At 61.9% G+C, this 23,971-nt stretch carries 25 protein-coding genes and 1 other RNA gene; 12 read left to right on the forward strand and 14 right to left on the reverse strand.

What is annotated here, in order from left to right:
• Nucleotides 1-52 precede the first annotated feature (52 nt).
• The 6 genes from BT125_RS08080 to BT125_RS08105 form a co-directional block, all read right to left on the reverse strand.
• Entirely contained in the window at nucleotides 53-1,669 is a 1,617-nt protein-coding gene (locus BT125_RS08080) for an ABC transporter permease (protein ID WP_072405968.1), read from the reverse strand.
• 87 nt (nucleotides 1,670-1,756) lie between these two features.
• Entirely contained in the window at nucleotides 1,757-2,761 is a 1,005-nt protein-coding gene (locus BT125_RS08085; protein ID WP_072405969.1) for an extracellular solute-binding protein, read from the reverse strand.
• A 216-nt stretch (nucleotides 2,762-2,977) separates the two neighbouring features.
• On the reverse strand, nucleotides 2,978-4,195 hold the full coding sequence (locus tag BT125_RS08090) for a 2-octaprenyl-3-methyl-6-methoxy-1,4-benzoquinol hydroxylase (protein ID WP_170866817.1): 1,218 nt from the start codon (nucleotides 4,193-4,195) through the stop codon (nucleotides 2,978-2,980).
• Between the two features lie 67 nt (nucleotides 4,196-4,262).
• Entirely contained in the window at nucleotides 4,263-5,450 is a 1,188-nt protein-coding gene (gene ubiH / locus BT125_RS08095) for a 2-octaprenyl-6-methoxyphenyl hydroxylase (RefSeq protein ID WP_072405971.1), read from the reverse strand.
• Entirely contained in the window at nucleotides 5,447-6,781 is a 1,335-nt protein-coding gene (gene pepP, locus BT125_RS08100) for a Xaa-Pro aminopeptidase (RefSeq protein ID WP_072405972.1), read from the reverse strand. Before pepP ends, ubiH begins: the two co-directional genes overlap by 4 nt.
• Before the next feature lie 25 nt (nucleotides 6,782-6,806).
• Nucleotides 6,807-7,361 (reverse strand): YecA/YgfB family protein, encoded by a 555-nt coding sequence (locus tag BT125_RS08105; RefSeq protein WP_060740134.1) that lies wholly within the window; start codon nucleotides 7,359-7,361, stop codon nucleotides 6,807-6,809.
• 130 nt (nucleotides 7,362-7,491) lie between these two features.
• Here BT125_RS08105 and BT125_RS08110 point away from each other — a divergent pair, with 130 nt between their 5' ends.
• The 4 genes from BT125_RS08110 to BT125_RS08125 all read left to right on the forward strand — a co-directional run bounded on the left by BT125_RS08110 (nucleotide 7,492) and on the right by BT125_RS08125 (nucleotide 8,960).
• Nucleotides 7,492-7,701: a TIGR02449 family protein gene (locus BT125_RS08110; RefSeq protein ID WP_003177365.1), complete on the forward strand. Its 210-nt coding sequence runs from the start codon at nucleotides 7,492-7,494 to the stop codon at nucleotides 7,699-7,701.
• Entirely contained in the window at nucleotides 7,698-8,015 is a 318-nt protein-coding gene (locus BT125_RS08115) for a cell division protein ZapA (RefSeq protein WP_072405973.1), read from the forward strand. The genes BT125_RS08110 and BT125_RS08115 overlap by 4 nt, the downstream gene beginning before the upstream one ends.
• A 30-nt stretch (nucleotides 8,016-8,045) precedes the next feature.
• Nucleotides 8,046-8,225: non-coding RNA, 6S RNA (gene ssrS / locus BT125_RS08120), on the forward strand.
• Nucleotides 8,226-8,342: 117 nt separating this feature from the next.
• The gene (locus BT125_RS08125) at nucleotides 8,343-8,960 is read left to right on the forward strand and encodes a 5-formyltetrahydrofolate cyclo-ligase (protein ID WP_072405974.1); all 618 of its coding nucleotides are present in this window, start codon (nucleotides 8,343-8,345) and stop codon (nucleotides 8,958-8,960) included.
• Nucleotides 8,961-8,983: 23 nt separating this feature from the next.
• Here the strand turns inward: BT125_RS08125 and BT125_RS29425 are convergent, their stop codons facing one another.
• On the reverse strand, nucleotides 8,984-9,130 hold the full coding sequence (locus BT125_RS29425) for a hypothetical protein (protein WP_170866812.1): 147 nt from the start codon (nucleotides 9,128-9,130) through the stop codon (nucleotides 8,984-8,986).
• Between the two features lie 195 nt (nucleotides 9,131-9,325).
• Between BT125_RS29425 and BT125_RS08130 the strand changes: the two genes are divergently transcribed.
• Nucleotides 9,326-9,778: an EVE domain-containing protein gene (locus BT125_RS08130; RefSeq protein ID WP_072405975.1), complete on the forward strand. Its 453-nt coding sequence runs from the start codon at nucleotides 9,326-9,328 to the stop codon at nucleotides 9,776-9,778.
• Nucleotides 9,779-9,901: 123 nt separating this feature from the next.
• On the opposite strand, the gene BT125_RS08135 is transcribed toward BT125_RS08130, so the two are convergent.
• A complete protein-coding gene (locus BT125_RS08135) occupies nucleotides 9,902-10,318 on the reverse strand; it encodes a flagellar basal body-associated protein FliL (RefSeq protein ID WP_072406116.1) in 417 nt (138 codons plus the stop codon).
• Nucleotides 10,319-10,468: 150 nt separating this feature from the next.
• Here BT125_RS08135 and BT125_RS08140 point away from each other — a divergent pair, with 150 nt between their 5' ends.
• Nucleotides 10,469-11,446 (forward strand): NADPH:quinone oxidoreductase family protein, encoded by a 978-nt coding sequence (locus BT125_RS08140; RefSeq protein WP_072405976.1) that lies wholly within the window; start codon nucleotides 10,469-10,471, stop codon nucleotides 11,444-11,446.
• Between the two features lie 215 nt (nucleotides 11,447-11,661).
• Nucleotides 11,662-13,011: a glycerol-3-phosphate transporter gene (glpT, locus tag BT125_RS08145; protein WP_060740127.1), complete on the forward strand. Its 1,350-nt coding sequence runs from the start codon at nucleotides 11,662-11,664 to the stop codon at nucleotides 13,009-13,011.
• On the opposite strand, the gene BT125_RS08150 is transcribed toward glpT, so the two are convergent.
• From BT125_RS08150 to BT125_RS08175, 6 genes are all read right to left on the reverse strand, one after another.
• Entirely contained in the window at nucleotides 12,987-13,655 is a 669-nt protein-coding gene (locus BT125_RS08150; RefSeq protein WP_072405977.1) for a gamma-glutamylcyclotransferase, read from the reverse strand. The two genes, glpT and BT125_RS08150, sit on opposite strands and share 25 nt — an antisense overlap.
• A 337-nt stretch (nucleotides 13,656-13,992) precedes the next feature.
• A complete protein-coding gene (locus BT125_RS08155) occupies nucleotides 13,993-14,961 on the reverse strand; it encodes a CDP-6-deoxy-delta-3,4-glucoseen reductase (protein ID WP_072405978.1) in 969 nt (322 codons plus the stop codon).
• Complete coding sequence (gene ubiD / locus BT125_RS08160) at nucleotides 14,961-16,427, reverse strand: 4-hydroxy-3-polyprenylbenzoate decarboxylase (protein ID WP_014340789.1); 1,467 nt, start codon at nucleotides 16,425-16,427, stop codon at nucleotides 14,961-14,963. Before ubiD ends, BT125_RS08155 begins: the two co-directional genes overlap by 1 nt.
• A gap of 124 nt (nucleotides 16,428-16,551) precedes the next feature.
• Nucleotides 16,552-17,811 (reverse strand): transcription termination factor Rho, encoded by a 1,260-nt coding sequence (gene rho / locus BT125_RS08165; protein WP_003206716.1) that lies wholly within the window; start codon nucleotides 17,809-17,811, stop codon nucleotides 16,552-16,554.
• A gap of 241 nt (nucleotides 17,812-18,052) precedes the next feature.
• Nucleotides 18,053-18,382 carry a thioredoxin TrxA gene (trxA, locus tag BT125_RS08170; RefSeq protein ID WP_003206727.1) on the reverse strand — a complete coding sequence of 110 codons (330 nt, stop codon included), beginning with the start codon at nucleotides 18,380-18,382 and terminating at the stop codon, nucleotides 18,053-18,055.
• 121 nt (nucleotides 18,383-18,503) lie between these two features.
• A complete protein-coding gene (locus tag BT125_RS08175; protein WP_072405979.1) occupies nucleotides 18,504-19,211 on the reverse strand; it encodes a FadR/GntR family transcriptional regulator in 708 nt (235 codons plus the stop codon).
• Nucleotides 19,212-19,466: 255 nt separating this feature from the next.
• On the opposite strand from BT125_RS08175, the gene BT125_RS08180 reads away from it, so the two are divergent.
• From BT125_RS08180 to ppx, 5 genes are all read left to right on the forward strand, one after another.
• Nucleotides 19,467-20,252, forward strand: coding sequence for a transporter substrate-binding domain-containing protein (locus BT125_RS08180; protein WP_072405980.1), 786 nt, complete (start codon nucleotides 19,467-19,469; stop codon nucleotides 20,250-20,252).
• Between the two features lie 21 nt (nucleotides 20,253-20,273).
• Entirely contained in the window at nucleotides 20,274-20,942 is a 669-nt protein-coding gene (locus BT125_RS08185; protein WP_072405981.1) for an amino acid ABC transporter permease, read from the forward strand.
• The gene (locus BT125_RS08190; protein WP_072405982.1) at nucleotides 20,939-21,589 is read left to right on the forward strand and encodes an amino acid ABC transporter permease; all 651 of its coding nucleotides are present in this window, start codon (nucleotides 20,939-20,941) and stop codon (nucleotides 21,587-21,589) included. The genes BT125_RS08185 and BT125_RS08190 overlap by 4 nt, the downstream gene beginning before the upstream one ends.
• Complete coding sequence (locus BT125_RS08195) at nucleotides 21,576-22,310, forward strand: amino acid ABC transporter ATP-binding protein (RefSeq protein ID WP_072405983.1); 735 nt, start codon at nucleotides 21,576-21,578, stop codon at nucleotides 22,308-22,310. The genes BT125_RS08190 and BT125_RS08195 overlap by 14 nt, the downstream gene beginning before the upstream one ends.
• A gap of 158 nt (nucleotides 22,311-22,468) precedes the next feature.
• Entirely contained in the window at nucleotides 22,469-23,971 is a 1,503-nt protein-coding gene (gene ppx / locus BT125_RS08200; protein ID WP_072405984.1) for an exopolyphosphatase, read from the forward strand.

Consider the following 23,971-nt stretch of genomic DNA (forward strand, 5'->3'; position numbering starts at 1 on the left):
ACGGACCGCACCGAATGCCGCGCATTGTAGCCGCATGAGGTAGGACTGGCACCTAGCTGTTTCGATGGGCCGAACGTCGTATCAATCCGATGACCGGCAACAGCCCCACCAATACCAACGTCAGCGCCGGTAGCGCGGCCCGGGCCCACTCCCCTTCGCTGGTCATCTCGAAGATCCGCACCGCCAGCGTGTCCCAGCCGAACGGGCGCATCAGCAACGTCGCGGGCATTTCCTTGAGCACATCGACGAACACCAGCAACGCCGCGCTCAAGGTGCCGGGCAACAGCAATGGTAGATACACTTTGAAAAACAGTCGCGGCCCACTGACCCCAAGGCTACGTGCCGCTTCGGGCAAGGACGGGCGAATGCGCGCCAGGCTGCTCTCCAACGGGCCGTAGGCCACGGCCAGGAAACGCACCAGATACGCCAGCAACAGCGCCGACAGGCTGCCCAGCAACAATGGCTTGCCTGCACCGCCGAGCCAGGTCGACAGTGGAATGACCAGCTCACGGTCCAGGTAGCTGAACGCAAGCATGATCGACACCGCCAGCACCGAGCCGGGCAAGGCATACCCCAGGTTCGCCAGGCCGACGCCGGCACGAATCGGACGGGTCGGCGCCAGCCGCCGGGCGAACGCCAGCAGCAAGGCCACACAGACGGTGACCAGCGCCGCCAGGCCGCCCAGGTAGAGGGTGTGGACGATCAGCCCGGCATAACGTTCATCCAGGTCGAAACGACCGCGTTGCCAGAACCACACCACCAACTGCAACACCGGGATGACAAACGCGCAGGCAAATACCAGGAAGCACCAGCCGCTGGCCGCCACAGCCTTGAGGCCGCGCAACGTGTACAACGCCTTGACCCGCGGCCGCTCGTTACTGGCCCGGTGAGCGCCGCGGGCCCGGCGTTCGCCGTAGAGCACCAGCATCACCGCCAGCAACAGCAGGCTGGCCAGTTGGGCAGCGCTGGAGAGGCTGAAGAAGCCGTACCAGGTCTTGTAGATGGCGGTGGTGAAGGTGTCGAAGTTGAACACCGACACCGCGCCGAAATCCGCCAGGGTTTCCATCAGCGCCAGCGCCACGCCCGCACCGATGGCTGGCCGGGCCATCGGCAGCGCCACGCGCCAGAACGCCTGCCATGGCGACTGCCCCAGCACCCGGGCAGCCTCCATCAAGCCCTTGCCCTGGGCCAGGAAGGCACTGCGCGCCAGCAGGTAGACGTAAGGGTAAAAGACCAGCACCAGCACCAGGATCACCCCGCCGGTGGAACGAACCCGGGGCAGGCGCAGGCCGCTGCCGAACCATTCACGCATCAGCGTCTGCACGGGACCGGCGAAATCCAGCAGGCCAACGAAGACAAACGCCAACACATAGGCCGGAATCGCGAACGGCAGCATCAATGCCCAATCGAGCCAGCGACGTCCCGGGAATTCACACAGGCTGGTGAGCCAGGCGAGGCTGACACCCAGCAAGGTCACTCCGACACCCACGCCAAGGATCAACGTGAGGGTGTTGCCCAACAAACGCGGCATCTGCGTATCCCACAAGTGGGACCAGATTTGCTGGTCGATGCTCTGCCAGGACAGCAGCAAGACACTCAAGGGCAACAGGACCAGCGCAGCGATGGCGAAGACCAGGGGATACCAGCGGCGTTGGGCGGGGTGGGCCAAGGGGAGCTCTCGTTCAAATGATGATGCCCGCGCATTGGCGCGGGCATCTATTTTATAACCACCACAGGGAGTCGTGTCTGGCTGGGGTTAATTCCAGCCAGCGCGATCCATCATGCGAATGGCTTCGGCCTGGCGTTTACCCGCCACTTCCACCGGCAAGGTGTCGGCCTTGAAAGCGCCCCAGGCCGCCACTTCCTTGGACGGCTCGACCTTCGGGTTGGCCGGGAATTCCTGGTTCACGTCGGCGAAGATGCTTTGCGCTTCCGGCGTGGTCATCCACTCCACCAGTTTCTTGGCGGCGTCCGGATGCGGTGCATGCTTGGTCAGGCCAATGCCCGAGAGGTTGATGTGCACGCCGCGATCAGCCTGGTTCGGCCAGAACAGTTTAACCTTCAAGTCCGGCTTCTGCTGGTGCAGGCGGCCATAGTAGTAGGTGTTGACGATACCGACATCGCACTGGCCAGCATTGATTGCTTCAAGCAATGCGGTGTCATCGGAGAACACGTCGGTGGACAGGTTCCTGACCCAGCCCTTGAGGATTTCCTCGGTTTTTTCCGCGCCGTGGGTTTCGATCAGCGTGGCGGTCAGGGACTGGTTATAGACCTTTTTCGAGGTCCTCAGGCACAGACGACCTTCCCACTCTTTGCCGGCCAGCGCTTCATAGGTGGTCAATTCGCCCGGTTTAACCCGGTCGGTGGAATAGACAATGGTCCGCGCCCGCAAGCTCAAGCCGGTCCAGGCGTGGGACGAGGCGCGGTATTGGGACGGGATGTTGGCGTCGATCACCGGGGAGGTGAACGGCTGGAGAATGCCCATCTGCTCGGCCTGCCAGAGGTTGCCGGCATCGACGGTGAGCAGCAGGTCGGCGGTGGCGTTCTCGCCTTCGGCCTTGATCCGCTGCATCAACGGCGCTTCCTTGTCGGTGATGAACTTCACCGAGACGCCGGTTTTCTTGGTGTAGGCATCGAAGACCGGCTTGATCAGTTCATCGATACGTGAGGAGTAGACCACCACCTCATCGGCGGCCTGGGCGGCAGTGGTGCCGATCAGGGTCAAGGCGAGGGCGGACAGCAGGCGCTTGGTTGCCAACATGGTAGCGGTCTCTGGATGGCGAAAGAGACGCAAATGATAAGGACTCACATTTGGCATCTCAATCGAACAGTGGGTGGACACATTTCCAAATGTTGCACAGATGGATTGAGGTGGCTGTGCCGGCCTCATCGCGAGCGAGCTCGCTCCCACATTTGATCCGGTGAAACCTGTGGGAGCGAGCTTGCTCGCGATGAGGCCATGAGCCCAACGGACCTCTCAGGCCTTGGCCAGATCCGGCAAATCCCCACTCAACCCCAACGCTTCGCGCACGAACAAGGCCTTGGCCTCAGGCAGGCGGTCCACCAGTTTCAGCCCGGTGTTGCGCAACCAGCGCACCGGCAGCGGATCGGCCTGGAACAACCGCTCGAAGCCCTCCATCGCCGCCATCAGCGCCAGATTGTGGGGCATGCGCCGGCGCTCGTAGCGGCTTAACACCTTCACGTCCGCCAACCGCTCGCCACGGCCGGCCGCATGCAACAACACTTCGGCCAGCACGGCGGCGTCGAGGAAGCCCAGGTTCACCCCCTGCCCGGCCAACGGATGGATGGTATGGGCCGCGTCACCGATCAACGCCAGCCCTTCGGCCACGTAGCGCTTGGCATGTCGCTGGCGCAGCGGCACGCACAGGCGCGGGTCGGCACTCAGTACCGGGCCAAGCTGGCCTTCGAAGGCGCGTTCCAGTTCGTTGCAGAATTCGCTGTCATCGAGCGCCATCAAGCGCTGCGCTTCTTCGGGAGTGGTGGACCAGACAATCGAGCACCAGTCGTGCTGGCCGTCACGCTCAAGGGGCAGGAACGCCAGCGGACCGTTGTCGGTGAAACGCTGCCATGCCGTCATCCGATGCGGCCGGGCGCTGCGCACGCTGGTGACGATGGCATGGTGCAGGTAATCCCATTCGCGCGTCGCCACGCCGGTCAGGCGGCGCACAGCGGAGTTCGCGCCATCGGCGGCAATGACCAGGGGCGCCCGCAACGTGCGGCCATCGGCCAGGGTCAGTAGCCAGTCGTCGCCGGAACGACGCATCTGCTCTAGCCGGGCGTTGGCCAACAAGCCCAGGTCGCAGTCATGCAGTCGGTCCAGCAGGGCATCCTGCACCACGCGATTTTCAACGATGTGCCCAAGCGTCTCGGCATGCAGGCTGGCGGCGGAAAAATGAATCTGCCCGGTGCCACTGCCGTCCCAGACGTGCATGTCGGTGTAAGGGCTGGCACGCCGGGTGGTGACGCCCTGCCAGACGCCCAGGCGATCGAGGATCCGCTGGCTGGCCGTCGACAAGGCACTGACCCGGGGCTCGAACGCGGCCTGGGGATCGAAGGGCTTGACGCTCATTGGGCTGCCGTCGAGCAACAACACCTGCAGGCCACTGCCTTGCAACGCCAGCGCCAGGGCGCTGCCAACCATACCAGCGCCGACAATCAGCAGATCTGCACGCAATTCCATGCTCTAAGCCTGTTTTGCGGGCGACATCAGCCGCCCATGAAAAGAAATGACCACCCCAGCCTCACGCATCGGGACGCGTCCCCAACCCCATGGCCTGGCGGGCGAACCAGCGCTTGGCCGGAGGCAGCAGGTCGAGGCCCAGCAAGCCGAGGTTCCGGCCCAGGGACACCAACGGCAGGCTGCTGCCGAACAGCCGCGTAACCTGATCGGAGAAGCCCACGGTCAGGGCCTGGTCCATGCGCTGGCTCTCGCGATAGGCTTGCAACACGGCAAAATCCCCCGGCTCGCGGTCGCTGTCGAGCAAGGCATCGGCCAGGGCCTGGGCATCGCGCAGGGATAGGTTGAACCCCTGCCCGGCAATCGGATGCAGGCTGTGGGCGGCATTGCCCAGGATCGCCAGGTGCGGACGGACCTGCTCTTCGGCTTCCACCAGCGCCAGCGGGTACAGGTGCCGTACACCCACCTGCTTCAGCGTACCCAGGCGATAACCGAACACCCCCTGCAATTCGGCGAGGAAGCTGCGCTCGTCGAGGGCCGCCAACCGTTGCGCGTCCATGCCCTGGCGGGTCCAGACCAGCGCGCAACGATTCTCCGGCAGCGGCAACAAGGCCATCGGGCCGTCATCGGTGAAGCGCTCGAAGGCCATGCCATTATGGGCTTCGCTGGGAGTGATGTTGGCGATCAAGGCGCTCTGGTCATAGGGACGACTGCGCACGCCGACGCCCAACTGCTCGCGCAGGCTGGAGCGACCGCCATCGGCCAGAACGGCAAGGTCGCACTCCAGGGTGGTTTCGTCGTCGAGGGTCAGGCGATAACCGCCGACCAGTGGCTCCATACGCGTAACCTGCGCCGGGCAGCGCCAACTGACCACCTCCGGGTCCAGGCCTTGCCACAGGCACTGGCCGAGCCAGGCGTTTTCCACCACGTAGCCCAGCGCCGGCACGCCCTCTTCCATGGCCGACAGCCGCGCCGTGGAAAACCGCCCGCGATCGGACACATGGATCTGCTTGATCGGTTCGGCGCGACGGGAAATCTCTTGCCAGACACCCAAGCGTTGATAAATCTGCCGGGCACCGTAGGACAATGCCGAAGACCGGGCATCGTAGCTTGGCTGCCAGGCGTCGCCGGGGGCGAAGGGCTCGATCAGGATGATCCTCCAGCCCCGGGCCTTGGCACCGACCTGCAGGGCCAGCGCCAGGCTCGCACCGACCAGGCCACCGCCGATGATCGCCAGATTGACCCGGCTCATGCCGCTTGCGTCCGGGCGGCGGCCATCAGGGCCTCGATGTCGGCGACCGTTTTCGGCACGCCTCGGCTCAGGATTTCACAACCGGTTTTGGTCACTACCACGTCATCCTCGATGCGCACGCCAATGCCGCGCCATTTTTTCGCGACGCTGCGGTTGTCCGGGCTGATATAGATGCCCGGCTCCACCGTCAGCGTCATGCCGATTTCCAGGACCCGCCACTCGCCGCCAACCCGGTATTCGCCCACATCATGCACGTCCATGCCCAGCCAATGGCCGGCCCGGTGCATGTAGAACGCCCGGTAGGCCTCGCTGGCAATCAACGCGTCCACCTCGCCCTCCAGCAGCCCCAGGTGCACCAACCCTTCGGTAATGACCCGGACCGTCGCTTCGTGGGCCTGGTTCCAGTGTTTGTCCGGTGCGATCTGGGCAAACGCGGCTTCCTGGGCGGCCAGCACCACTTCGTAGATCGCCTTCTGCTCGGGTGAAAACTTGCCGCTGACCGGCCAGGTACGGGTGATATCGCTGGCGTAGCAGTCGATTTCACAGCCGGCATCGATCAACACCAGATCGCCGTCCTTGAGCAGCGCATCGTTCTGCTGGTAGTGCAGGATGCAGCTGTTGCGCCCCGCCGCGACGATCGAGCCATAGGCCGGCATCTTCGCCCCACCCTTGCGGAATTCATAATCGAGCTCGGCCTCCAGGCTGAACTCATGCAACCCCGGGCGCGCCGCCTGCATCGCCCGAATGTGCGCCTGGGCGGAGATCCGCGCCGCTTCGCGCATGACCTTCAGTTCCGCCGCCGATTTATACAGGCGCATATCATGCAGCAAGTGATCCAGGGCAACGAATTCGTTCGGCGGCTGGGCGCCGAGGTGGGCCTTGGAGCGAATCACATTGATCCACTCCATCAGGTGCCGGTCGAATTCTGGGTTGCTGCCCATCGCCGAATACACCCGATCGCGCCCTTCGATCAGGCCCGGCAGGATGTCGTCGATGTCGGTGATGGGAAACGCGTCGTCGGCACCGTAGTCACGGATCGCCCCTTCCTGGCCAGCGCGCAGGCCGTCCCAAAGCTCACGTTCGGCGTTGCGCTCGCGACAAAAGAGGATGTACTCGCCATGGACGCGGCCGGGCATCAGCACCAGCACCGCTTGCGGCTCGGGGAAGCCGCTGAGGTACTGGAAGTCACTGTCCTGGCGGTAGACATGCTCGACGTCGCGGTTGCGGATCGCAACGGCGGCGGCGGGCAGGATTGCGATGCTGTTGGGTTCCATCTGCGCCATCAGGGCCTTGCGGCGACGGCTGTATTCCGATTTCGGGATATGAATCATGGGCAGACGGGGTTCCCTCTGAAATTTAATGCAAGGACGGCTTGGGGGCCGCTGCATCGGTTTTCTTGGTCTCGGTGAACAGCAGCAATGGTGCGACCCGCAGGTACTCCATCACTTCCATGTAGTCGCTTTCGCCGTCGTCGGACTCTTCCAGGGCATCCTGGACCTGGGAGATCGCGGCCAAGTCCTGCAACACTTCCTTGGCCTCTTCGCTCAGCGCATATTCGCGGCGGGTCAGGCCGAAGCCGGCGAGGAAGCCTTGACACCACTGGCCCAGCGCCGCGGCGCGTTCAGCCAAGGGGGCGTCGTCAGTAGGCAGCAGCAGTACGACGGTCATGTCATCGCTGGTCAACTCGCCCTTGACCATTTCCTGCAGGCCGATCAGCGCGTTACGGACGTTGTCCGCCGGCTCGCCTTCCAGTAGTTCGGCGGCGTCGGCCAACCAGCCGTCGGCATCGAAACCGGCGCCGGCGCAACTGCGGCCGAGCAACAGGCCATGCAGTTCGGCAGGCGAGACAGGATGACCGCTGGTGCTCAGCAGGGTGGCGAATGCTTGATACGGGGAATTCTGAATGGGCATGGGCAGCTAGGCGCCAGACGGCGCTATGTCTAGAATGGAGGCCTTGTATCCTACATCGACAGACTCGCCAAGACTATCAGAGGCTGTGCGACACACATCCCTCCATCAGACACATTCTTCAGTGGACACAATGGAAGACACCGACCTGCAAGCGCTGATGGCCAGACTCGAACTGCTAATTGACCGGGTCGAGCAACTTAAGAGCCAAAACGGACTCCTATTAGCTCAGGAAAAGACCTGGCGCGAGGAACGCGCGCACCTCATTGAAAAAAACGAAATCGCCCGGCGTAAGGTCGAATCGATGATTTCGCGCCTCAAGGCCCTGGAGCAAGACTCATGAGTTCAAGCAATAGCGTTACCGTGCAGATCCTCGACAAAGAATATTCGATCATCTGCCCCCAGGAAGAGCGCAGCAACCTGGTGAGCGCCGCCCGTTACCTGGACGGCAAGATGCGCGAGATCCGCAGCAGCGGCAAAGTCATCGGCGCCGACCGCATCGCCGTGATGGCCGCCTTGAACATCACCCACGACCTGCTGCATCGCCAGGATACGCCGGACATACAGGTCAGTGGCTCGACCCGTGAGCAGGTACGCGACCTGCTCGATCGGGTGGATCTGGTGCTCGCCACCGATCCAGACGTCAGCAAGGGCTGATTCGCGAGGCTGCCTGGGGTATACTCGCCTCACTCCCTGGGGTGCTTGCCAGTTGGTGATGTCCCTGAGCCGATACGCACAACCACGGGGGTTGCACGTTGGGGCCGGTGTGCATGTCCGCTTGACGGAAAGCCTTAACGCCCCCTGCAACTTCCACCTTGAACTTTCGGGTTCAAGGGCTAAGCCGACAGCGGTTCATCCGGGGAGCCTGACTCCAGACAATGCCAGTCCATGTGGACTGGCATTGTCGTTTCCGGGCGCAGGCATTTCTGAGCGTCCTGTTTTGCGGTTACGCTGTGCGCCATCGCCACTGCGTGAAACCTCGTCATGACTGAACCCGCGCTGCTGCCCCGCCCACAACTTCGCCGCCTGCTACGTCAGGCCCGACGCGCCCTGACGCCCGCCCAGCAACGGCAAGCCGCCCGCGGGCTATACAAACAACTGGCCCAGCATCCGTTGTTCCGCCGTGCGAAGCACATCGCCCTGTACCTGCCCAACGATGGCGAGATCGACCCGCGCCTGCTGCTGCGCGCGGCCCAGCGCCGGGGCAAGGCCACTTACCTGCCGGTGCTCAGCCCGTGGCCGCAGACCAAGATGGTGTTCCAACGCATCCACCCCGGCGAAAAAATGCAACCCAACCGGTTTCGCATCCCCGAGCCACGCAAGAACATCGCCCGACAACGCAAGGTCTGGACGTTGGACCTGGTGTTGTTGCCATTGGTAGGGTTTGACGATGCGGGAGGTCGGCTGGGCATGGGCGGCGGCTTTTACGACCGCAGCCTGGCGTACCTGGCGCGACGCAAGCAGTGGCGCAAGCCAACGCTGTTGGGGCTGGCCCATGAATGCCAGAAGGTGGAACGATTGGCGCAGGCAAGCTGGGACGTGCCGTTGCAGGGAACGGTCAGCGACAGGCAATGGTATATCGCGGGGTCGACGCCGCGGTAATCAGCGGCGCCTGGAAAGCAGGTTCAGCGTTTGAGCGATGGCGCGGGTTGGGTGATGTCCATCGGCGTCTCGGTCTTGTTGGTCCACAGACTTTGGGCGTAACCCGTGGTCACGACACCCAGACCGAACAGAATGACCAAGATCCACAACAAATCCGGTTTGCGTTTCATCGATTGCCCCCCTCAAGGCATATCACACACGATGACAGCAGCGGTTTTCTTATTGGCCGTGCAGCAGCGTCAAGCTTGGAAGGCCGGCATTTTGCGGCAACCGGCCCCGACACGCAAATGCTGGCGTCAACCGACTGTCGGTTTGTCATAAAATCGCCGAACTATTTTGATACCCACCGCCCAGGAGAAAAAATCATGGCCTATTGGCTGATGAAGTCCGAGCCCGACGAATTGTCCATCCAGGGTCTGGAAAAACTCGGCCAGGCCCGCTGGGACGGCGTTCGCAACTACCAGGCGCGCAATTTCCTGCGAGCCATGGCGGTGGGTGACACGTTCTTTTTCTACCACTCCAGCTGCCCCGAGCCAGGCATCGCCGGGATTGGCAGAATCATCCAGGCGGCCTATCCCGACCCTACGGCCCTGGACCCGGACAGCCATTATTTCGACCCCAAGGCCAGCCCGGACAAAAACCCCTGGACCGCGATCGACGTGGCCCACGTCGAGACGTTCCGCCACGTGCTGAAACTCGACTACCTCAAGCAACAGACCGCCCTGGCGCAAATGCCGCTGGTGCAGAAAGGCTCGCGGCTTTCGGTGATGCCGGTGACGGCTGAGCAGTGGGCGGCAGTGGTTGCGCTGAAACCTTGAGCGATTCGCTGCCCGATAGGCCGCTATCGCGAGCAAGCTCGCTCCCACAGGGATTCGCGCCGATCTCAAAACTCCTGTGGGAGCGAGCTTGCTCGCGATAGGGTCGCCCCAACAACGCCGAACTTATTGAACGATCAGGTTGTTGAACAACAGATCATCCACCATCGGCTTGCCGGTCTCGTCGTTCATGACCTGCTGGGTCTGCTTCAAGGCTTCCTGACGCAGTTTTTCCTTGGCTTCGAGGTTGTTCATCGCCTCGGTGGTCTGTTGGGCGAACAACGCCACCAGTTGGTTGCGGATCAATGGCTCGTTGGCCTTGACCGCCGCAGCGGCGGCATCACCGGTCACGCGCAGGGCCACATCGGCCTTGTAGACCTTCAGCTTCGCCGTACCGTCCAGGCCATAGTTGCCCACGAATGGCGGGCTGAGGGTGATGTAACTGACTTTCGGTGCCTCGCCCTCTTTCGCTTCCTTGGCCTCTTCGGCCATCGCCGCCACAGGCAACGACAGGGCCAGCATCAACATGATCCACGCTTTCACAATTGACTCCTCATCCGGTTTGCGGCCCAGCATACCGACCCGCCGTTCAAGCACAAGCTTATGGCCGGCTATCAGGGCGGGGCATGCTCGTTGACCCGTTGTCTCTCACACCTACACTTATCGGCCATCACTCCCAAAGGAATAGCCCTGATGAAAGCCGTGCTGTGCAAAGAATTCGGCCCCGCCGAATCGCTGGTGCTGGAAGACGTCGCCAGCCCCGTCGCCAAGAAGAACGAGGTGCTGCTGGACGTGCACGCCGCCGGGGTGAATTTCCCTGACACACTGATCATCGAGGGCAAATATCAATTCAAGCCCCCCTTTCCGTTTTCCCCCGGTGGCGAAGCGGCGGGCGTGGTCAGTGAGGTGGGTGAGAAAGTCAGCCACTTGAAGGTCGGCGACCGGGTGATGGCGCTGACCGGTTGGGGCAGCTTTGCCGAACAAGTGGCGGTGCCGGGCTACAACGTGTTGCCGATTCCCGCGTCCATGGACTTCAACACCGCCGCCGCTTTCAGCATGACGTATGGCACCTCGATGCACGCCCTCAAGCAACGGGCCAACCTCCAACCCGGAGAAACCTTGCTGGTGCTCGGTGCCTCCGGTGGAGTGGGCCTGGCGGCCGTGGAAATCGGCAAGGCCATGGGCGCCCGGGTCATCGCCGCCGCCAGCAGCTCGGAAAAACTTGCCGTGGCCAAGGCAGCCGGCGCCGACGAACTGATCAACTACAGCGAAACCAGCCTGAAGGATGAAATCAAGCGCCTCACCGACGGCCAGGGCGCCGATGTGATCTACGACCCGGTGGGTGGCGACCTGTTCGACCAGGCCATCCGCGCCATCGCCTGGAACGGCCGGCTGCTGGTGGTGGGCTTCGCCAGCGGACGCATTCCCGAACTGCCGGTGAACCTGGCGCTGCTCAAGGGCGCCGCCGTGGTGGGCGTATTCTGGGGCTCCTTCGCCCAACGCCAACCCCAGGACAACGCCGCCAACTTCCAGCAATTGTTCGGCTGGTTCGCCGAGGGCAAGCTCAAGCCGCTGGTGTCGCAGGTGTACCCGCTGAGCAACGCGGCACAAGCCATCAATGATCTTGGCCAACGCAAGGCGGTCGGGAAAGTGGTGGTTCAGGTTCGCTGATTGCTTACCCAAACTGTTTATACTGGGTCGTCACGCTGCGACCCGGTTTCGCCATTCCCATACCGCCCTTCATTTATACCTGAGCGACATGTTCATAAAAGAACACGATATCGCCAACATTCCGGCTTTTTTGTTGATGCGAACCGATGCTATTTTCGGTAACGAAACTGTAACATTCGCATCCGCAGTCAAAACAAGAAATCTGGAGCTCTTGAATGTTTGCTTTCTTTCGCCCCGCCGCTCATCAGGCTCCATTGCCTGAAGAAAAAATAGACAGCACCTATCGACGCCTTCGCTGGCAGATCTTCGCCGGGATATTCATTGGCTACGCCGGGTATTACCTGCTGCGCAAGAACTTCTCCCTGGCCATGCCGTACCTGATCGACGAGGGCTATACCCGTGGCCAGTTGGGCCTGGCCATGTCGGCCATCGCCATCGCCTACGGGCTGTCGAAGTTCCTGATGGGCCTGGTGTCCGACCGTTCCAACCCGCGCTACTTCCTGCCCTTCGGCTTGTTGGTATCGGCGGGGGTGATGTTCGTATTCGGTTTCGCGCCCTGGGCAACCTCCAGCGTGACCATGATGTTCATCCTGCTGTTCATCAACGGCTGGGCCCAAGGCATGGGTTGGCCGCCAAGCGGACGGACCATGGTGCACTGGTGGTCGCAGAAGGAGCGTGGCGGCGTGGTGTCGGTGTGGAACGTGGCGCACAACGTCGGCGGCGGCCTGATCGGCCCACTGTTCCTGCTGGGTATGGGCTGGTTCAACGACTGGCACGCGGCATTCTATGTGCCCGCAGCCGTAGCGCTCGCCGTTGCGGTGTTTGCCTTCGTGACCATGCGTGACACGCCGCAATCCGTGGGCCTGCCGCCCATCGAGAAATACAAGAACGACTACCCCGAAGGCTACGACGCGAGCCACGAGAACGAATTCAGCGCCAAGGAAATCTTCGTCAAATACGTGCTGCGCAACAAAATGCTCTGGTACATCGCCATGGCCAACGTCTTCGTCTACCTGCTGCGCTACGGCGTGCTGGACTGGGCGCCGACCTACCTCAAGGAAGCCAAGGGCTTCACGGTGGACAAGAGTTCCTGGGCCTATTTCTTCTACGAGTGGGCGGGCATTCCCGGCACGCTGCTGTGTGGCTGGATGTCGGACAAGATCTTCCGTGGCAACCGTGGCCTGACCGGCATGGTGTTCATGGCCCTGGTGACCGTGGCCACGCTGGTGTATTGGCTGAACCCGGCCGGCAACCCGACCGTCGACATGATCGCCCTGGTTTCCATCGGCTTCCTGATCTACGGCCCGGTGATGTTGATCGGTTTGCAAGCATTGGAACTGGCACCGAAGAAAGCCGCCGGTACAGCTGCCGGCTTCACCGGTCTGTTTGGTTACCTGGGTGGCTCGGTCGCGGCCAGCGCCGCCATGGGCTACACCGTGGACCATTTCGGCTGGGACGGTGGCTTTGTGCTGCTCATCGGCGCCTGCCTGCTGGCAATGGCGTTCCTCGCGCCCACGCTGTGGCACAAGCAAATAGCCAGTCAGAGCCGCGAAGCGGTCGCCTGATCCAGCGCTGATTTGCAGCGCTTGAGCCGCGCCTCCAGATTCCGGTCTGGCATGGCGTGGCTGCGCAGGGCGTGAACGGTCTGCTCGACGTAATCGCGAGTGGTGCCGTAACGCCCACAGGCGCTTTCGAACACCTGGCTCAGCACATGATCCGGTACGTTGCCGGCATAGCTGGGCAGGTGCCGCTCCAGCACAAAACCCAAGGCTTGCACCCGGCTGCCATCCTCGAGACGGCAACTGAGCCAGTGCGGACGATAGGACGGGACCGGCATCTCGCGCTGCCACAGGGCAAACAGCGAATCCTCGAGATTCTCCTCCGGCAATCGGTAGGCGAACCCGCTGCACGAACCGCCGCGATCCAGCCCGAACACCAGCCCAGGCAACTCCGGGGTGCCGCGGTGCTCATGGGACCACAGGTACAACCCGCGATGATAACCATGGACCCGGCCGCGCATGCGCTCCACCGCCGTGCATTCCGGTCGCCAGATCAATGAACCGTACGCGAACAGCCAGACCGGACCACCCTGGTGAAGACTCATCGTCGATTGCATCGAGGCGAGCAATTGCTCACGGGTCAGCTGTGGCCCCAGCTCAAGTCGTGGCGGATACAAGGCACAGGTAATGGCGGATTCGATAGCGGTCATGGCCGGTAGCGGTTGGCTCCTCGCGGGTCGGAAAAATGAATGGGGGCTCGTCATGGGGTTGACGTTCACGGGGATCAAGGCAAGTTAAATGCCATCCACTCGCTATATACGTTATCGGTATCTAGCCTTGAGACTAAATATCGAAACGAAATATATGCAGTTATATCGATAGGTGGACATGGGCTGTTGTGTGGCAAAGGGAGCTTGCTCCCGCTGGGCTGCATAGCAGTCCCAAAAGAGGCGGTTGCTGCGTAACCGGGCGGGGGCAAGCTCCCTCGCCACAACAGCGCACGCTCCAGATCACAAAAGCGCATGAATCCAGATTTCAGGTCAGCCGCTAAGCCCGCGGCGCATAGGCAAACACATCGGCGCGCATTTGATGGGCATCCATGCCGGCTTCCACCAGCGCATCGAGCGTGGCATAGATCATGGCCGGCGAGCCGCTGGCGTAGACGTGCACGCCGGATAGATCGCTGAGGTCCTCGCATACGGCTTCATGGAGCATCCCGCAGCGCCCTTCCCAACCGCACAAGTCGCTGACGACTTTGTGCAGGAACAGGTTCGGCAGTTTTTTCCATTCGTCCCAATGCTCGATTTCATAGAAATCGTCCGGCCGCCGCACGCCCCAATACAGATGCACCGGGTGCTTGAAGCCCGCGGCACGGCAATGCTCGATCAGGCTGTGCATCTGCGCCATGCCGGTTCCGGCGGCGATCAGCACCAATGGCCCGTCCGGCAGCTCGGACAAATGCGTGTCGCCAAAAGGCATTTCGACGCGCACGCTGGGGTTGCGTTGCAGTTGTTCCAGCAGCGCCTGCGCACTATTTTCGCGCACCAACACATGCAACTCCAGCTCGCGCCCGGAATGCGGCGCCGAGGCCAGGGAGAACGCCGACTTTTCGCCGTTTTCCCGTTCGATCATCAAGTATTGCCCGGCGTGATAGCGCGGTGGCTTGCCCGCTGGCGCCCGCAGGCGCACTCGCCAGACATCGCCGCCTACCTCGGCGCACTCGATCACTTGGCACGCCAGGTTGCGTACCGGTAGCTCACCCGGCGACAGCACGCCATCCCACAACACCACGCAGTCCTCCAACGGCTCGGCGATGCACGTGAAGATCTCACCGTGGTCGCGCACCTCGCCCGCCTGTTCCACACGGCCTTCCACCAACAACGCACCACAAACGTGGCAGTTGCCGTTGCGGCAGCTTTGCGGGCATTCATAGCCCAGGCGCCGCGCGCCATCGAGAATCCGCTCGGCGGGCCGTATCTCCAGCACCGCCCCGGAAGGCTGCAAGGTTACACGCATCAATCTATTCCTAACTGATTCCAGATGGCATCGATCCGTTGGGTAACGGCTTCATCCTTGACGATAACCCGGCCCCACTCGCGAGTGGTTTCACCGGGCCATTTATGCGTGGCATCGAGTCCCATCTTCGACCCCAGGCCAGACACCGGCGAGGCGAAGTCGAGGTAGTCGATCGGCGTATTCTCGATCATCACCGTGTCGCGCTTGGGGTCCATGCGCGTGGTGATGGCCCAGATCACGTCGTTCCAGTCTCGTGCGTTGATATCGTCGTCAGTGACGATAACGAACTTGGTGTACATGAACTGTCGCAAAAACGACCAGACCCCGAGCATCACCCGCTTGGCATGCCCCGGATACGACTTCTTCATGGTCACCACGGCCATGCGATACGAACAACCTTCCGGTGGCAAATAGAAGTCAGTGATTTCCGGAAACTGCTTCTGCAGGATCGGCACGAACACTTCGTTCAGCGCCACGCCGAGAATGGCCGGCTCATCGGGTGGACGGCCGGTGTAGGTGCTGTGGTAGATCGGCTTGATCCGATGGGTAATGCGCTCGACGGTGAACACGGGGAAGCTGTCCACTTCGTTGTAGTAACCGGTGTGGTCGCCGTACGGACCTTCATCGGCCATTTCGCCGGGATGGATCACACCTTCAAGAATGATCTCGGCGGTGGCCGGCACTTGCAGGTCATTGCCACGGCATTTCACCAGCTCGGTACGGTTGCCCCGCAACAGGCCGGCGAACGCGTATTCGGAAAGGCTGTCGGGCACGGGCGTGACGGCGCCGAGGATGGTCGCCGGGTCCGCGCCCAGGGCCACCGACACCGGGAAGGGCTGGCCGGGGTGTTTTTCACACCACTCACGGTAGTCCAATGCACCGCCGCGATGACTCAGCCAGCGCATGATGACCTTGTTGCGGCCAATCACCTGCTGACGGTAGATACCCAGGTTCTGACGGTCCTTGTTCGGGCCTTTGGTGACGGTCAGGCCCCAGGTGATCAGCGGCCCCACGTCGCCCGGCCAGCAGGTCTGCACCGGGAGCATGGCCAGGTCGACATCGTCGCCCTCGATGACCACTTCCTGGCAGATCGCGTCCTTGACGACTTTCGGCGCCATGGCAATGATCTTGCGGAAAATCGGCAGCTTGGACCAAGCGTCCTTCAGGCCTTTCGGCGGCTCGGGCTCCTTGAGGAACGCCAGCAGCTTGCCGATTTCGCGCAGTTCGCTGACAGCTTCGGCCCCCATGCCCAAGGCCACGCGCTCCGGCGTGCCGAACAGGTTGCCCAGCACCGGAATGTCATAACCCGTCGGGTTTTCGAACAACAGCGCCGGGCCTTTTGCGCGCAGGGTGCGGTCGCAGACCTCGGTCATTTCCAGGACAGGAGACACCGGTACCTGGATGCGCTTGAGTTCGCCGCGCTGTTCCAGCCCGCTGATAAAGTCGCGCAAGTCGCGATACTGCATGCAAAAGCCTCATGGTGGCCGTGGCGTTCGGGGGCCCGAGTTTAACGCCGCCCGTCCAGAATAGTGAATGCACAGATAGCAAAAAGCCGGGTTTCCCCGGCTCTTGCTGGCCTGTCTTGGCGATTTACTTGCGTTTCATCGACAGGAAGAACTCATCGTTGGTCTTGGTCGTCTTCAGCTTGTCGACCAGGAATTCGATGGCGGCGACTTCATCCATCGGATGCAGCAGCTTGCGCAGGATCCACATGCGCTGCAACTCGTCGTCGGCGGTCAGCAACTCTTCGCGGCGTGTGCCGGAACGGTTGATGTTGATGGCCGGGAAGACACGCTTCTCGGCGATACGACGATCCAGAGGCAGCTCCATGTTGCCGGTGCCCTTGAATTCCTCGTAGATCACTTCGTCCATCTTCGAACCGGTTTCAACCAGTGCGGTGGCGATGATGGTCAGCGAACCGCCTTCCTCGATGTTCCGCGCGGCGCCGAAGAAACGCTTCGGTTTTTCCAGCGCATGGGCATCGACACCACCGGTCAGCACCTTGCCGGAGCTCGGGATCACGGTGTTGTAGGCACGGGCCAGACGGGTGATGGAGTCCAGCAGGATCACCACGTCTTTCTTGTGTTCAACCAGGCGCTTGGCCTTCTCGATCACCATTTCGGCAACCTGCACGTGGCGGGTTGGCGGCTCGTCGAACGTCGAGGCGACCACTTCGCCGCGCACGGTGCGCTGCATCTCGGTCACTTCTTCCGGACGTTCGTCGATCAGCAACACGATCAGGTGAACTTCAGGGTTGTTACGGGCGATGTTGGCCGCGATGTTCTGCAGCATGATCGTCTTGCCCGCTTTCGGCGGCGCCACGATCAGGCCACGCTGGCCCTTGCCGATGGGTGCGCACAGGTCGATGACACGACCGGTGAGGTCTTCGGTGGAACCGTTGCCGGCTTCCATCTTCATGCGCACGGTCGGGAACAGCGGGGTCAGGTTCTCGAAGAGAATCTTGTTCTTCGCGTTTTCCGGACGGTCGAAGTTGATCGTGTCGACCTTGAGTAGGGCGAAATAACGTTCGCCTTCCTTCGGAGGGCGGATCTTGCCAACGATGGTGTCACCGGTGCGCAAGTTGAAGCGACGGATCTGGCTCGGCGAGACGTAGATATCGTCTGGACCGGCGAGATAGGAAGCGTCTGCGGAGCGAAGGAAGCCGAAGCCGTCCTGGAGAATCTCCAGCACGCCATCACCAGAGATTTCCTCGCCGCTTTTCGCGTGCTTCTTGAGCAGGGAGAAAATCACGTCCTGCTTGCGCGAACGGGCCATATTTTCTATGCCCATCTGTTCGGCCAATTCGAGCAGTTCGGTAATCGGCTTTTGCTTGAGTTCAGTCAGATTCATATAGGAATGACGTAATCATTTATGGAGGGGGGAAATTAAGCTTTTGGCTTAATGAGGCCGCGCCGCGGAGAAGGCGACAGGATCGCGTACTTATTCGAAAGGAGAGCGTCGGCGACGGCTTGCAGGGGGCAATGGAGAAACCAGTGCGGGGCCGAATGTAACACCTGGGTTTGCAAGCGTCTAGCCCCGGATAACGAAAAAGCCCCGCGATTTGCGGGGCTTTTTCAGTGGCATTCGGCGCTTAGATGTTGGCGTCGAGGAAAGCAGCCAGTTGCGACTTCGACAACGCACCGACCTTGGTGGCTTCGACGTTGCCGTTCTTGAACAGCATCAGGGTCGGGATACCACGCACGCCGTGCTTGGCCGGAGTCTCCTGGTTCTCGTCGATGTTCAGCTTGGCAACGGTCAGCTTGCCCTTGTAGGTCTCGGCAATCTCGTCCAGGACGGGGGCGATCATTTTGCAGGGACCGCACCACTCAGCCCAATAGTCGACCAGTACCGCGCCTTCGGCCTTGAGTACGTCAGCTTCGAAGCTAGCGTCGCTAACGTGTTTGATCAGATCGCTGCTCATGGAAATCTCCGGGGTCATCAGCAAAAAAACGTGGCCCATCATAGCGGCCCTTCCCAGGTTCAGGAAGCCGCAGTTGATTGAGTCTCGCTATGGCGCAAGATGTATTTGAATATGGCCCGGCTCATGAAGCCGTAGGGGCGACGAACGAAATCCCGGTACGCAGCGCAGCGTTACGTACATGTTCCTGCATGGCTTTTTGCGCGGCGGCAGAAGCCCGACGGGCCAGGGCGCGAAGGATCTTGCGGTGTTCTTGCCAGGTTTCCATCGCCCGCTCCGCCCGGATGAACGGTAGTTTCTGGCTTTCCAGGAAGATGTCGGCGCTGGCGGTAAGGATGCTCAGCATCGCCTGGTTGCCGCTGGCCAGCAGGATTCGCCGGTGGAATTCGAAATCCAGCCGCGCGGCGGCGTCGAAATCCCCGACTTTCAATTCCCGGCGCATGGCTTCGACATTGTCTTGCAACCGGTCGAGTTCATCGGCGCTGAGCGTCACCGCCGCCAGCCCTGCCGCGAAGCCCTCCAGGGCGTAGCGCAACTGGAAGATGTCCACCGGCGATGCCTGGGCCGCGAACGGCCAGCCCGTCGCCGACTCGGTGCGCGGGGCCTCTACCGGCGCCTGCACGAACACCCCCTTGCCCGGCTGCACGCTGATCATGCCCAAGGCACTCAAGGAGGACAGCGCTTCGCGCAACGACGCCCGGCTCACGCCCAGTTGCAGCGCCAGGTCCCGTTGCGACGGCAACGCATCGCCTGGGCCGAAGCCTTCATCGACGATCAGTTTGCGGATGGCTTGCAGGGCCACTTCAGGAACGGCACGAGCGATAGAATTCATGTTTTTTTCAGACGAACCGGGCCAGTGAGCGGCTAGTTGTAAAGCTATTCGCCGCGCCCGGCAAGTCGTGCCCCAGCAGGGTTCGGTGACAAATACCGACGCCCGATAACGGTGCGAAACACGACGCAACTGTTCAGACCAGTAAGACCGCTGCCCACCAGCAAAACCGAGGCTTTGGCCGATTAAAAGTGGCCTTGGCATGGCCTGTGCTCTGTCCGAACGCAGAAATCACATCACCGATTGCGGAGATTCGCCATGATTCAGCGTTGCAGCGTCCTGCTCACAGCCCTGTTTGCCAGCCTGATGCTTTGTCAGTTGCCCGCCCACGCCGATGGCCTGGAAGACGTGGTCAAGCGCGGCACCCTCAAGGTCGCCGTACCCCAGGACTTCCCCCCGTTCGGTTCGGTGGGCCCGGACATGAAACCCCGCGGCCTGGACATCGACACCGCGAAACTGTTGGCGGACCAGCTCAAGGTCAAGCTTGAACTGACGCCGGTCAACAGCACCAACCGCATCCCCTTTCTGACCACTGGCAAGGTCGACTTGGTTATTTCCAGCCTGGGCAAGAACCCGGAACGGGAAAAAGTCATCGACTTTTCCAGTGCCTATGCGCCGTTCTACCTGGCCGTCTTTGGTCCACCCGACGCCGCGATCAACGGCCTGGACGACCTCAAGGGCAAGACCATCAGCGTCACCCGTGGCGCCATCGAAGACATCGAGTTGACCAAGGTCGCCCCCGAAGGCACCACCATCAAACGCTTCGAAGACAACAACTCGACCATCGCCGCCTACCTGGCCGGCCAGGTGGACCTGATCGCCAGCGGCAACGTGGTGATGGTCGCCATCAGCGAACGCAACCCCAAGCGTGTTCCGGCGCTGAAGGTGAAACTCAAGGACTCGCCGGTGTACGTGGGCGTAAACAAGAACGAGCCGGCGCTGCTGAACAAGGTCAACCAGATCCTGGCCACCGCCAAGACCGATGGCAGCCTGGAGAAGAATTCCCAGACCTGGCTCAAGCAGCCGCTGCCGGCCGATCTCTGACCGTCGCTTGAGAGGCTGAGCATGGCTTATCAGTTCGATTTTCTGCCGGTGGTGCAAAACACCGAGTTGCTGCTGCGCGGTGCGCTGTTCACCCTGGAACTGACGGCCATCGGCACGTTGCTCGGGGTCGGCCTGGGCATCGTCGGCGGCGTGGTGCGGGCGTGGAACATTCGCCCGTTCGCGGCGATCTTCGGCGTCTACGTGGAATTGATCCGCAACACACCGTTCCTGGTGCAGTTGTTTTTCATCTTCTTCGGCTTGCCGTCCCTGGGCCTGCAGATTTCCGAATGGCAGGCGGCGGTGCTGGCGATGGTGATCAACCTCGGCGCCTACTCCACCGAAATCATCCGCGCCGGTATCCAGGCCATCCCACGGGGGCAATTGGAAGCGGCCGCGGCCCTGGCGATGAGCCGCTTCGAGGCCTTCCGCCACGTAGTGCTGCTGCCGGCATTGGGCAAGGTCTGGCCGGCCCTGAGCAGCCAGATCATCATCGTGATGCTCGGCTCGGCGGTCTGTTCGCAGATCGCCACCGAAGAGTTGAGCTTCGCCGCCAACTTCATCCAGTCGCGCAACTTCCGCGCCTTTGAAACCTACGCACTGACCACGCTGATCTATTTGTGCATGGCGCTGCTGATCCGCCAGTTCCTGAACTGGGTGGGGCGCCGCTACATTGCCAGGAGCGGCCAATGAGCGATTTCACTTTCTGGGACGTGGTGCGCAACCTGCTCACCGGCCTGCAATGGACCCTGGCACTGTCGCTGGTGGCGTTTATCGGCGGCGGTGTGATCGGCTTGCTGGTGATGGTGCTGCGCCTCTCCAAAAACGCCCTGCCCCGCAACATCGCCCGCATCTACATCGAGTTGTTCCAGGGCACACCGCTGTTGATGCAACTGTTCCTGGTGTTCTTTGGCGTGGCGCTGGCCGGGGTGGAGATATCGCCGTGGATGGCGGCAGCCATTGCCCTGACGCTGTTCACCAGTGCCTACCTGGCGGAGATCTGGCGCGGTTGTGTCGACTCGATTTCCAACGGCCAGTGGGAAGCCTCGGCGAGCCTGGCCCTCAACCCGCTGGAGCAGTTGCGCTACGTGATCCTGCCCCAGGCCCTGCGCATCGCCGTGGCGCCGACCGTGGGCTTTTCCGTGCAGGTGGTCAAAGGCACAGCCGTGACTTCGATCATTGGCTTTACCGAACTGACCAAGACCGGCGGCATGCTCGCCAACGCCACGTTCGAGCCGTTCATGGTCTATGGCCTGGTGGCCCTCGGTTATTTCCTGCTCTGCTACCCCTTGTCCCTCAGTGCGCGCTACCTGGAAAGGAGACTGCATGCCTCTGCTTAGAATTACCGCCCTGCATAAATACTACGGCGATCATCACGTGCTCAAAGGCATCGACCTGACCGTCGAGGAAGGCCAGGTGGTAGCGATCATCGGCCGCAGCGGCTCTGGCAAATCCACCTTGCTGCGCACCCTCAATGGCCTGGAGTCGATCAACGACGGCGTGATCGAAGTCGACGGCGAATACCTTGATGCCGCCCGCGCCGACCTGCGCAGCCTGCGGCAAAAAGTCGGAATGGTGTTCCAGCAATTCAACCTGTTCCCGCATCTGACGGTAGGCGAGAACGTGATGCTCGCGCCGCAAGTTGTTCAAAAAGTGCCCAAGGCCAAGGCGGCCGTGCTGGCGCGGCAAATGCTGGAGCGGGTCGGGCTTGGCGAGAAATTCGATGCCTTCCCCGACCGGCTGTCCGGCGGCCAGCAGCAACGGGTGGCGATTGCCCGCGCGCTGGCGATGTCGCCGAAAGTGCTGCTGTGCGACGAAATCACCTCGGCCCTGGACCCGGAACTGGTCAATGAAGTGCTCAGCGTGGTGCGGCAACTGGCCAAGGAGGGCATGACCCTGATCATGGTCACCCACGAAATGCGTTTCGCCCGGGAAGTGGGCGACAAACTGGTGTTCATGCACCAGGGCAAGGTGCATGAGGTGGGTGATCCCAAGGTGCTGTTCGCCGATCCGCAGACTGCGGAGCTGGCGAACTTCATCGGGACCGTCGAGCCGGCCTGATTTTCTCAGCCAAGGAACACTCTGTGGCGAGGGGATAAATCCCCTCGCCACAAGGACACCCTGCAAGCTGCTCTGGCTCAAGGGTTTGGTTCAGGTGCGTTGGCGTAAGCGGTCGATCGTGGCAGGATGGCGAGGTTATCGACCGAGACTTTTTGACCATGCCGCAATCCCAAGCCAAGAATCTGTCCCTGATCGCTGCCATCGACCTGGGCTCCAACAGCTTCCACATGGTCGTCGCCAAGGCCCAGAACGGGGAAATCCGCATTCTTGAGCGGCTCGGCGAAAAGGTCCAATTGGCCGCCGGGATCGACGAAGAGCGCAAGCTCAGCGAAGAATCCATCCAACGCGGGCTCGATTGCCTCAAGCGGTTTGCCCAACTGATCAACGGTATGCCCCTGGGCGCGGTGCGGATCGTCGGCACCAACGCCCTGCGCGAGGCGCGCAACCGTGGCGAATTCATCCGTCGCGCCGAAGAGATCCTCGGCCATCCGGTGGAAGTCATCTCCGGCCGTGAAGAAGCCCGTCTGATCTACCTGGGCGTCTCCCATACCCTGGCCGACACTCCGGGCAAGCGCCTGGTGGCGGACATCGGTGGTGGCAGTACCGAATTCATCATCGGCCAGCGCTTCGAACCGCTGCTGCGCGAAAGCCTGCAGATGGGCTGCGTCAGCTACACCCAGCGTTATTTCCGGGACGGCAAGATCACCCCGGCCCGCTACGCCCAGGCCTACACGGCGGCGCGCCTGGAAATCATGAGCATCGAACATGCCCTGCACCGCCTGACCTGGGACGAAGCCATCGGCTCCTCCGGGACCATTCGCGCCATCGGCCTGGCGCTCAAGGCTGGCGGCCACGGTACCGGGGAGGTCAACGCCGAGGGCCTGGCCTGGCTCAAACGCAGGGTGTTCAAGCTCGGTGAAGCGGACAAGATCGATTTCGAAGGCATCAAGCCTGATCGCCGGGCGATTTTCCCGGCGGGCCTGGCGATCCTCGAAGCGATTTTCGACGCCCTCGAACTGCAACGCATGGACCACTGCGAGGGCGCTCTGCGCGAAGGCGTGCTCTACGACCTGCTGGGGCGTCATCATCACGAAGACGTGCGTGAACGCACCCTGGGCTCGCTCATGGAGCGTTATCACGTCGATCTGGAGCAGGCCGCACGGGTCGAACGCAAGGCACTGCATGCCTTCGACCAGGTGGCCGATGACTGGGACTTAAACGACGGGGTCTGGCGCGAATTGCTGGGCTGGGCCGCCAAGGTCCATGAAGTGGGCCTGGACATCGCCCACTATCACTACCACAAGCATGGCGCCTACCTGATCGAGCACTCGGACCTGGCGGGCTTCTCCCGGGAAGACCAGCAGATGCTCGCGTTATTGGTACGCGGCCATCGGCGCAACATTCCCAAGGATAAATTTGCCGAGTTCGGCGATGACGGCATCAAGCTGATTCGCCTGTGCGTACTGCTGCGTTTTGCGATCCTGTTCCATCACATCCGTGGCACCCAGGAAATGCCCCAGGTCGCCCTGCATGCCGACGGCGATCAACTGGACGTGATGTTCCCCGACGGATGGCTGGAAGAAAACCAGCTGACCCAGGCCGACTTCGCCCAGGAAGCCGACTGGCTGACCCGGGTTGGGATTGTGTTGAACATTCACTGA

Source organism: Pseudomonas sp. NFACC04-2 (genome assembly GCF_900119265.1).
Classification (GTDB): domain Bacteria; phylum Pseudomonadota; class Gammaproteobacteria; order Pseudomonadales; family Pseudomonadaceae; genus Aquipseudomonas; species Aquipseudomonas fluorescens_AA.

Bases quoted from the DNA above. Each gene is read 5' to 3' on its own strand.
- BT125_RS08185 (WP_072405981.1), top strand. From the start codon at position 20,274: ATGGCTTATCAGTTCGATTTTCTGCCGGTGGTGCAAAACACCGAGTTG.
- BT125_RS29425 (WP_170866812.1), bottom strand. From the start codon at position 9,130: ATGAAACGCAAACCGGATTTGTTGTGGATCTTGGTCATTCTGTTCGGT.
- rho (WP_003206716.1), bottom strand. From the start codon at position 17,811: ATGAATCTGACTGAACTCAAGCAAAAGCCGATTACCGAACTGCTCGAA.
- BT125_RS08085 (WP_072405969.1), bottom strand. From the start codon at position 2,761: ATGTTGGCAACCAAGCGCCTGCTGTCCGCCCTCGCCTTGACCCTGATC.
- BT125_RS08155 (WP_072405978.1), bottom strand. From the start codon at position 14,961: ATGCGTGTAACCTTGCAGCCTTCCGGGGCGGTGCTGGAGATACGGCCC.
- BT125_RS08125 (WP_072405974.1), top strand. From the start codon at position 8,343: ATGACTGAACCCGCGCTGCTGCCCCGCCCACAACTTCGCCGCCTGCTA.
- BT125_RS08150 (WP_072405977.1), bottom strand. From the start codon at position 13,655: ATGACCGCTATCGAATCCGCCATTACCTGTGCCTTGTATCCGCCACGA.
- trxA (WP_003206727.1), bottom strand. From the start codon at position 18,382: ATGAGCAGCGATCTGATCAAACACGTTAGCGACGCTAGCTTCGAAGCT.
- BT125_RS08130 (WP_072405975.1), top strand. From the start codon at position 9,326: ATGGCCTATTGGCTGATGAAGTCCGAGCCCGACGAATTGTCCATCCAG.
- ubiH (WP_072405971.1), bottom strand. From the start codon at position 5,450: ATGAGCCGGGTCAATCTGGCGATCATCGGCGGTGGCCTGGTCGGTGCG.
- ubiD (WP_014340789.1), bottom strand. From the start codon at position 16,427: ATGCAGTATCGCGACTTGCGCGACTTTATCAGCGGGCTGGAACAGCGC.
- BT125_RS08190 (WP_072405982.1), top strand. From the start codon at position 20,939: ATGAGCGATTTCACTTTCTGGGACGTGGTGCGCAACCTGCTCACCGGC.
- BT125_RS08180 (WP_072405980.1), top strand. From the start codon at position 19,467: ATGATTCAGCGTTGCAGCGTCCTGCTCACAGCCCTGTTTGCCAGCCTG.
- BT125_RS08110 (WP_003177365.1), top strand. From the start codon at position 7,492: ATGGAAGACACCGACCTGCAAGCGCTGATGGCCAGACTCGAACTGCTA.
- glpT (WP_060740127.1), top strand. From the start codon at position 11,662: ATGTTTGCTTTCTTTCGCCCCGCCGCTCATCAGGCTCCATTGCCTGAA.
- ppx (WP_072405984.1), top strand. From the start codon at position 22,469: ATGCCGCAATCCCAAGCCAAGAATCTGTCCCTGATCGCTGCCATCGAC.
- pepP (WP_072405972.1), bottom strand. From the start codon at position 6,781: ATGATTCATATCCCGAAATCGGAATACAGCCGTCGCCGCAAGGCCCTG.
- BT125_RS08115 (WP_072405973.1), top strand. From the start codon at position 7,698: ATGAGTTCAAGCAATAGCGTTACCGTGCAGATCCTCGACAAAGAATAT.
- BT125_RS08175 (WP_072405979.1), bottom strand. From the start codon at position 19,211: ATGAATTCTATCGCTCGTGCCGTTCCTGAAGTGGCCCTGCAAGCCATC.
- BT125_RS08105 (WP_060740134.1), bottom strand. From the start codon at position 7,361: ATGCCCATTCAGAATTCCCCGTATCAAGCATTCGCCACCCTGCTGAGC.
- BT125_RS08195 (WP_072405983.1), top strand. From the start codon at position 21,576: ATGCCTCTGCTTAGAATTACCGCCCTGCATAAATACTACGGCGATCAT.
- BT125_RS08140 (WP_072405976.1), top strand. From the start codon at position 10,469: ATGAAAGCCGTGCTGTGCAAAGAATTCGGCCCCGCCGAATCGCTGGTG.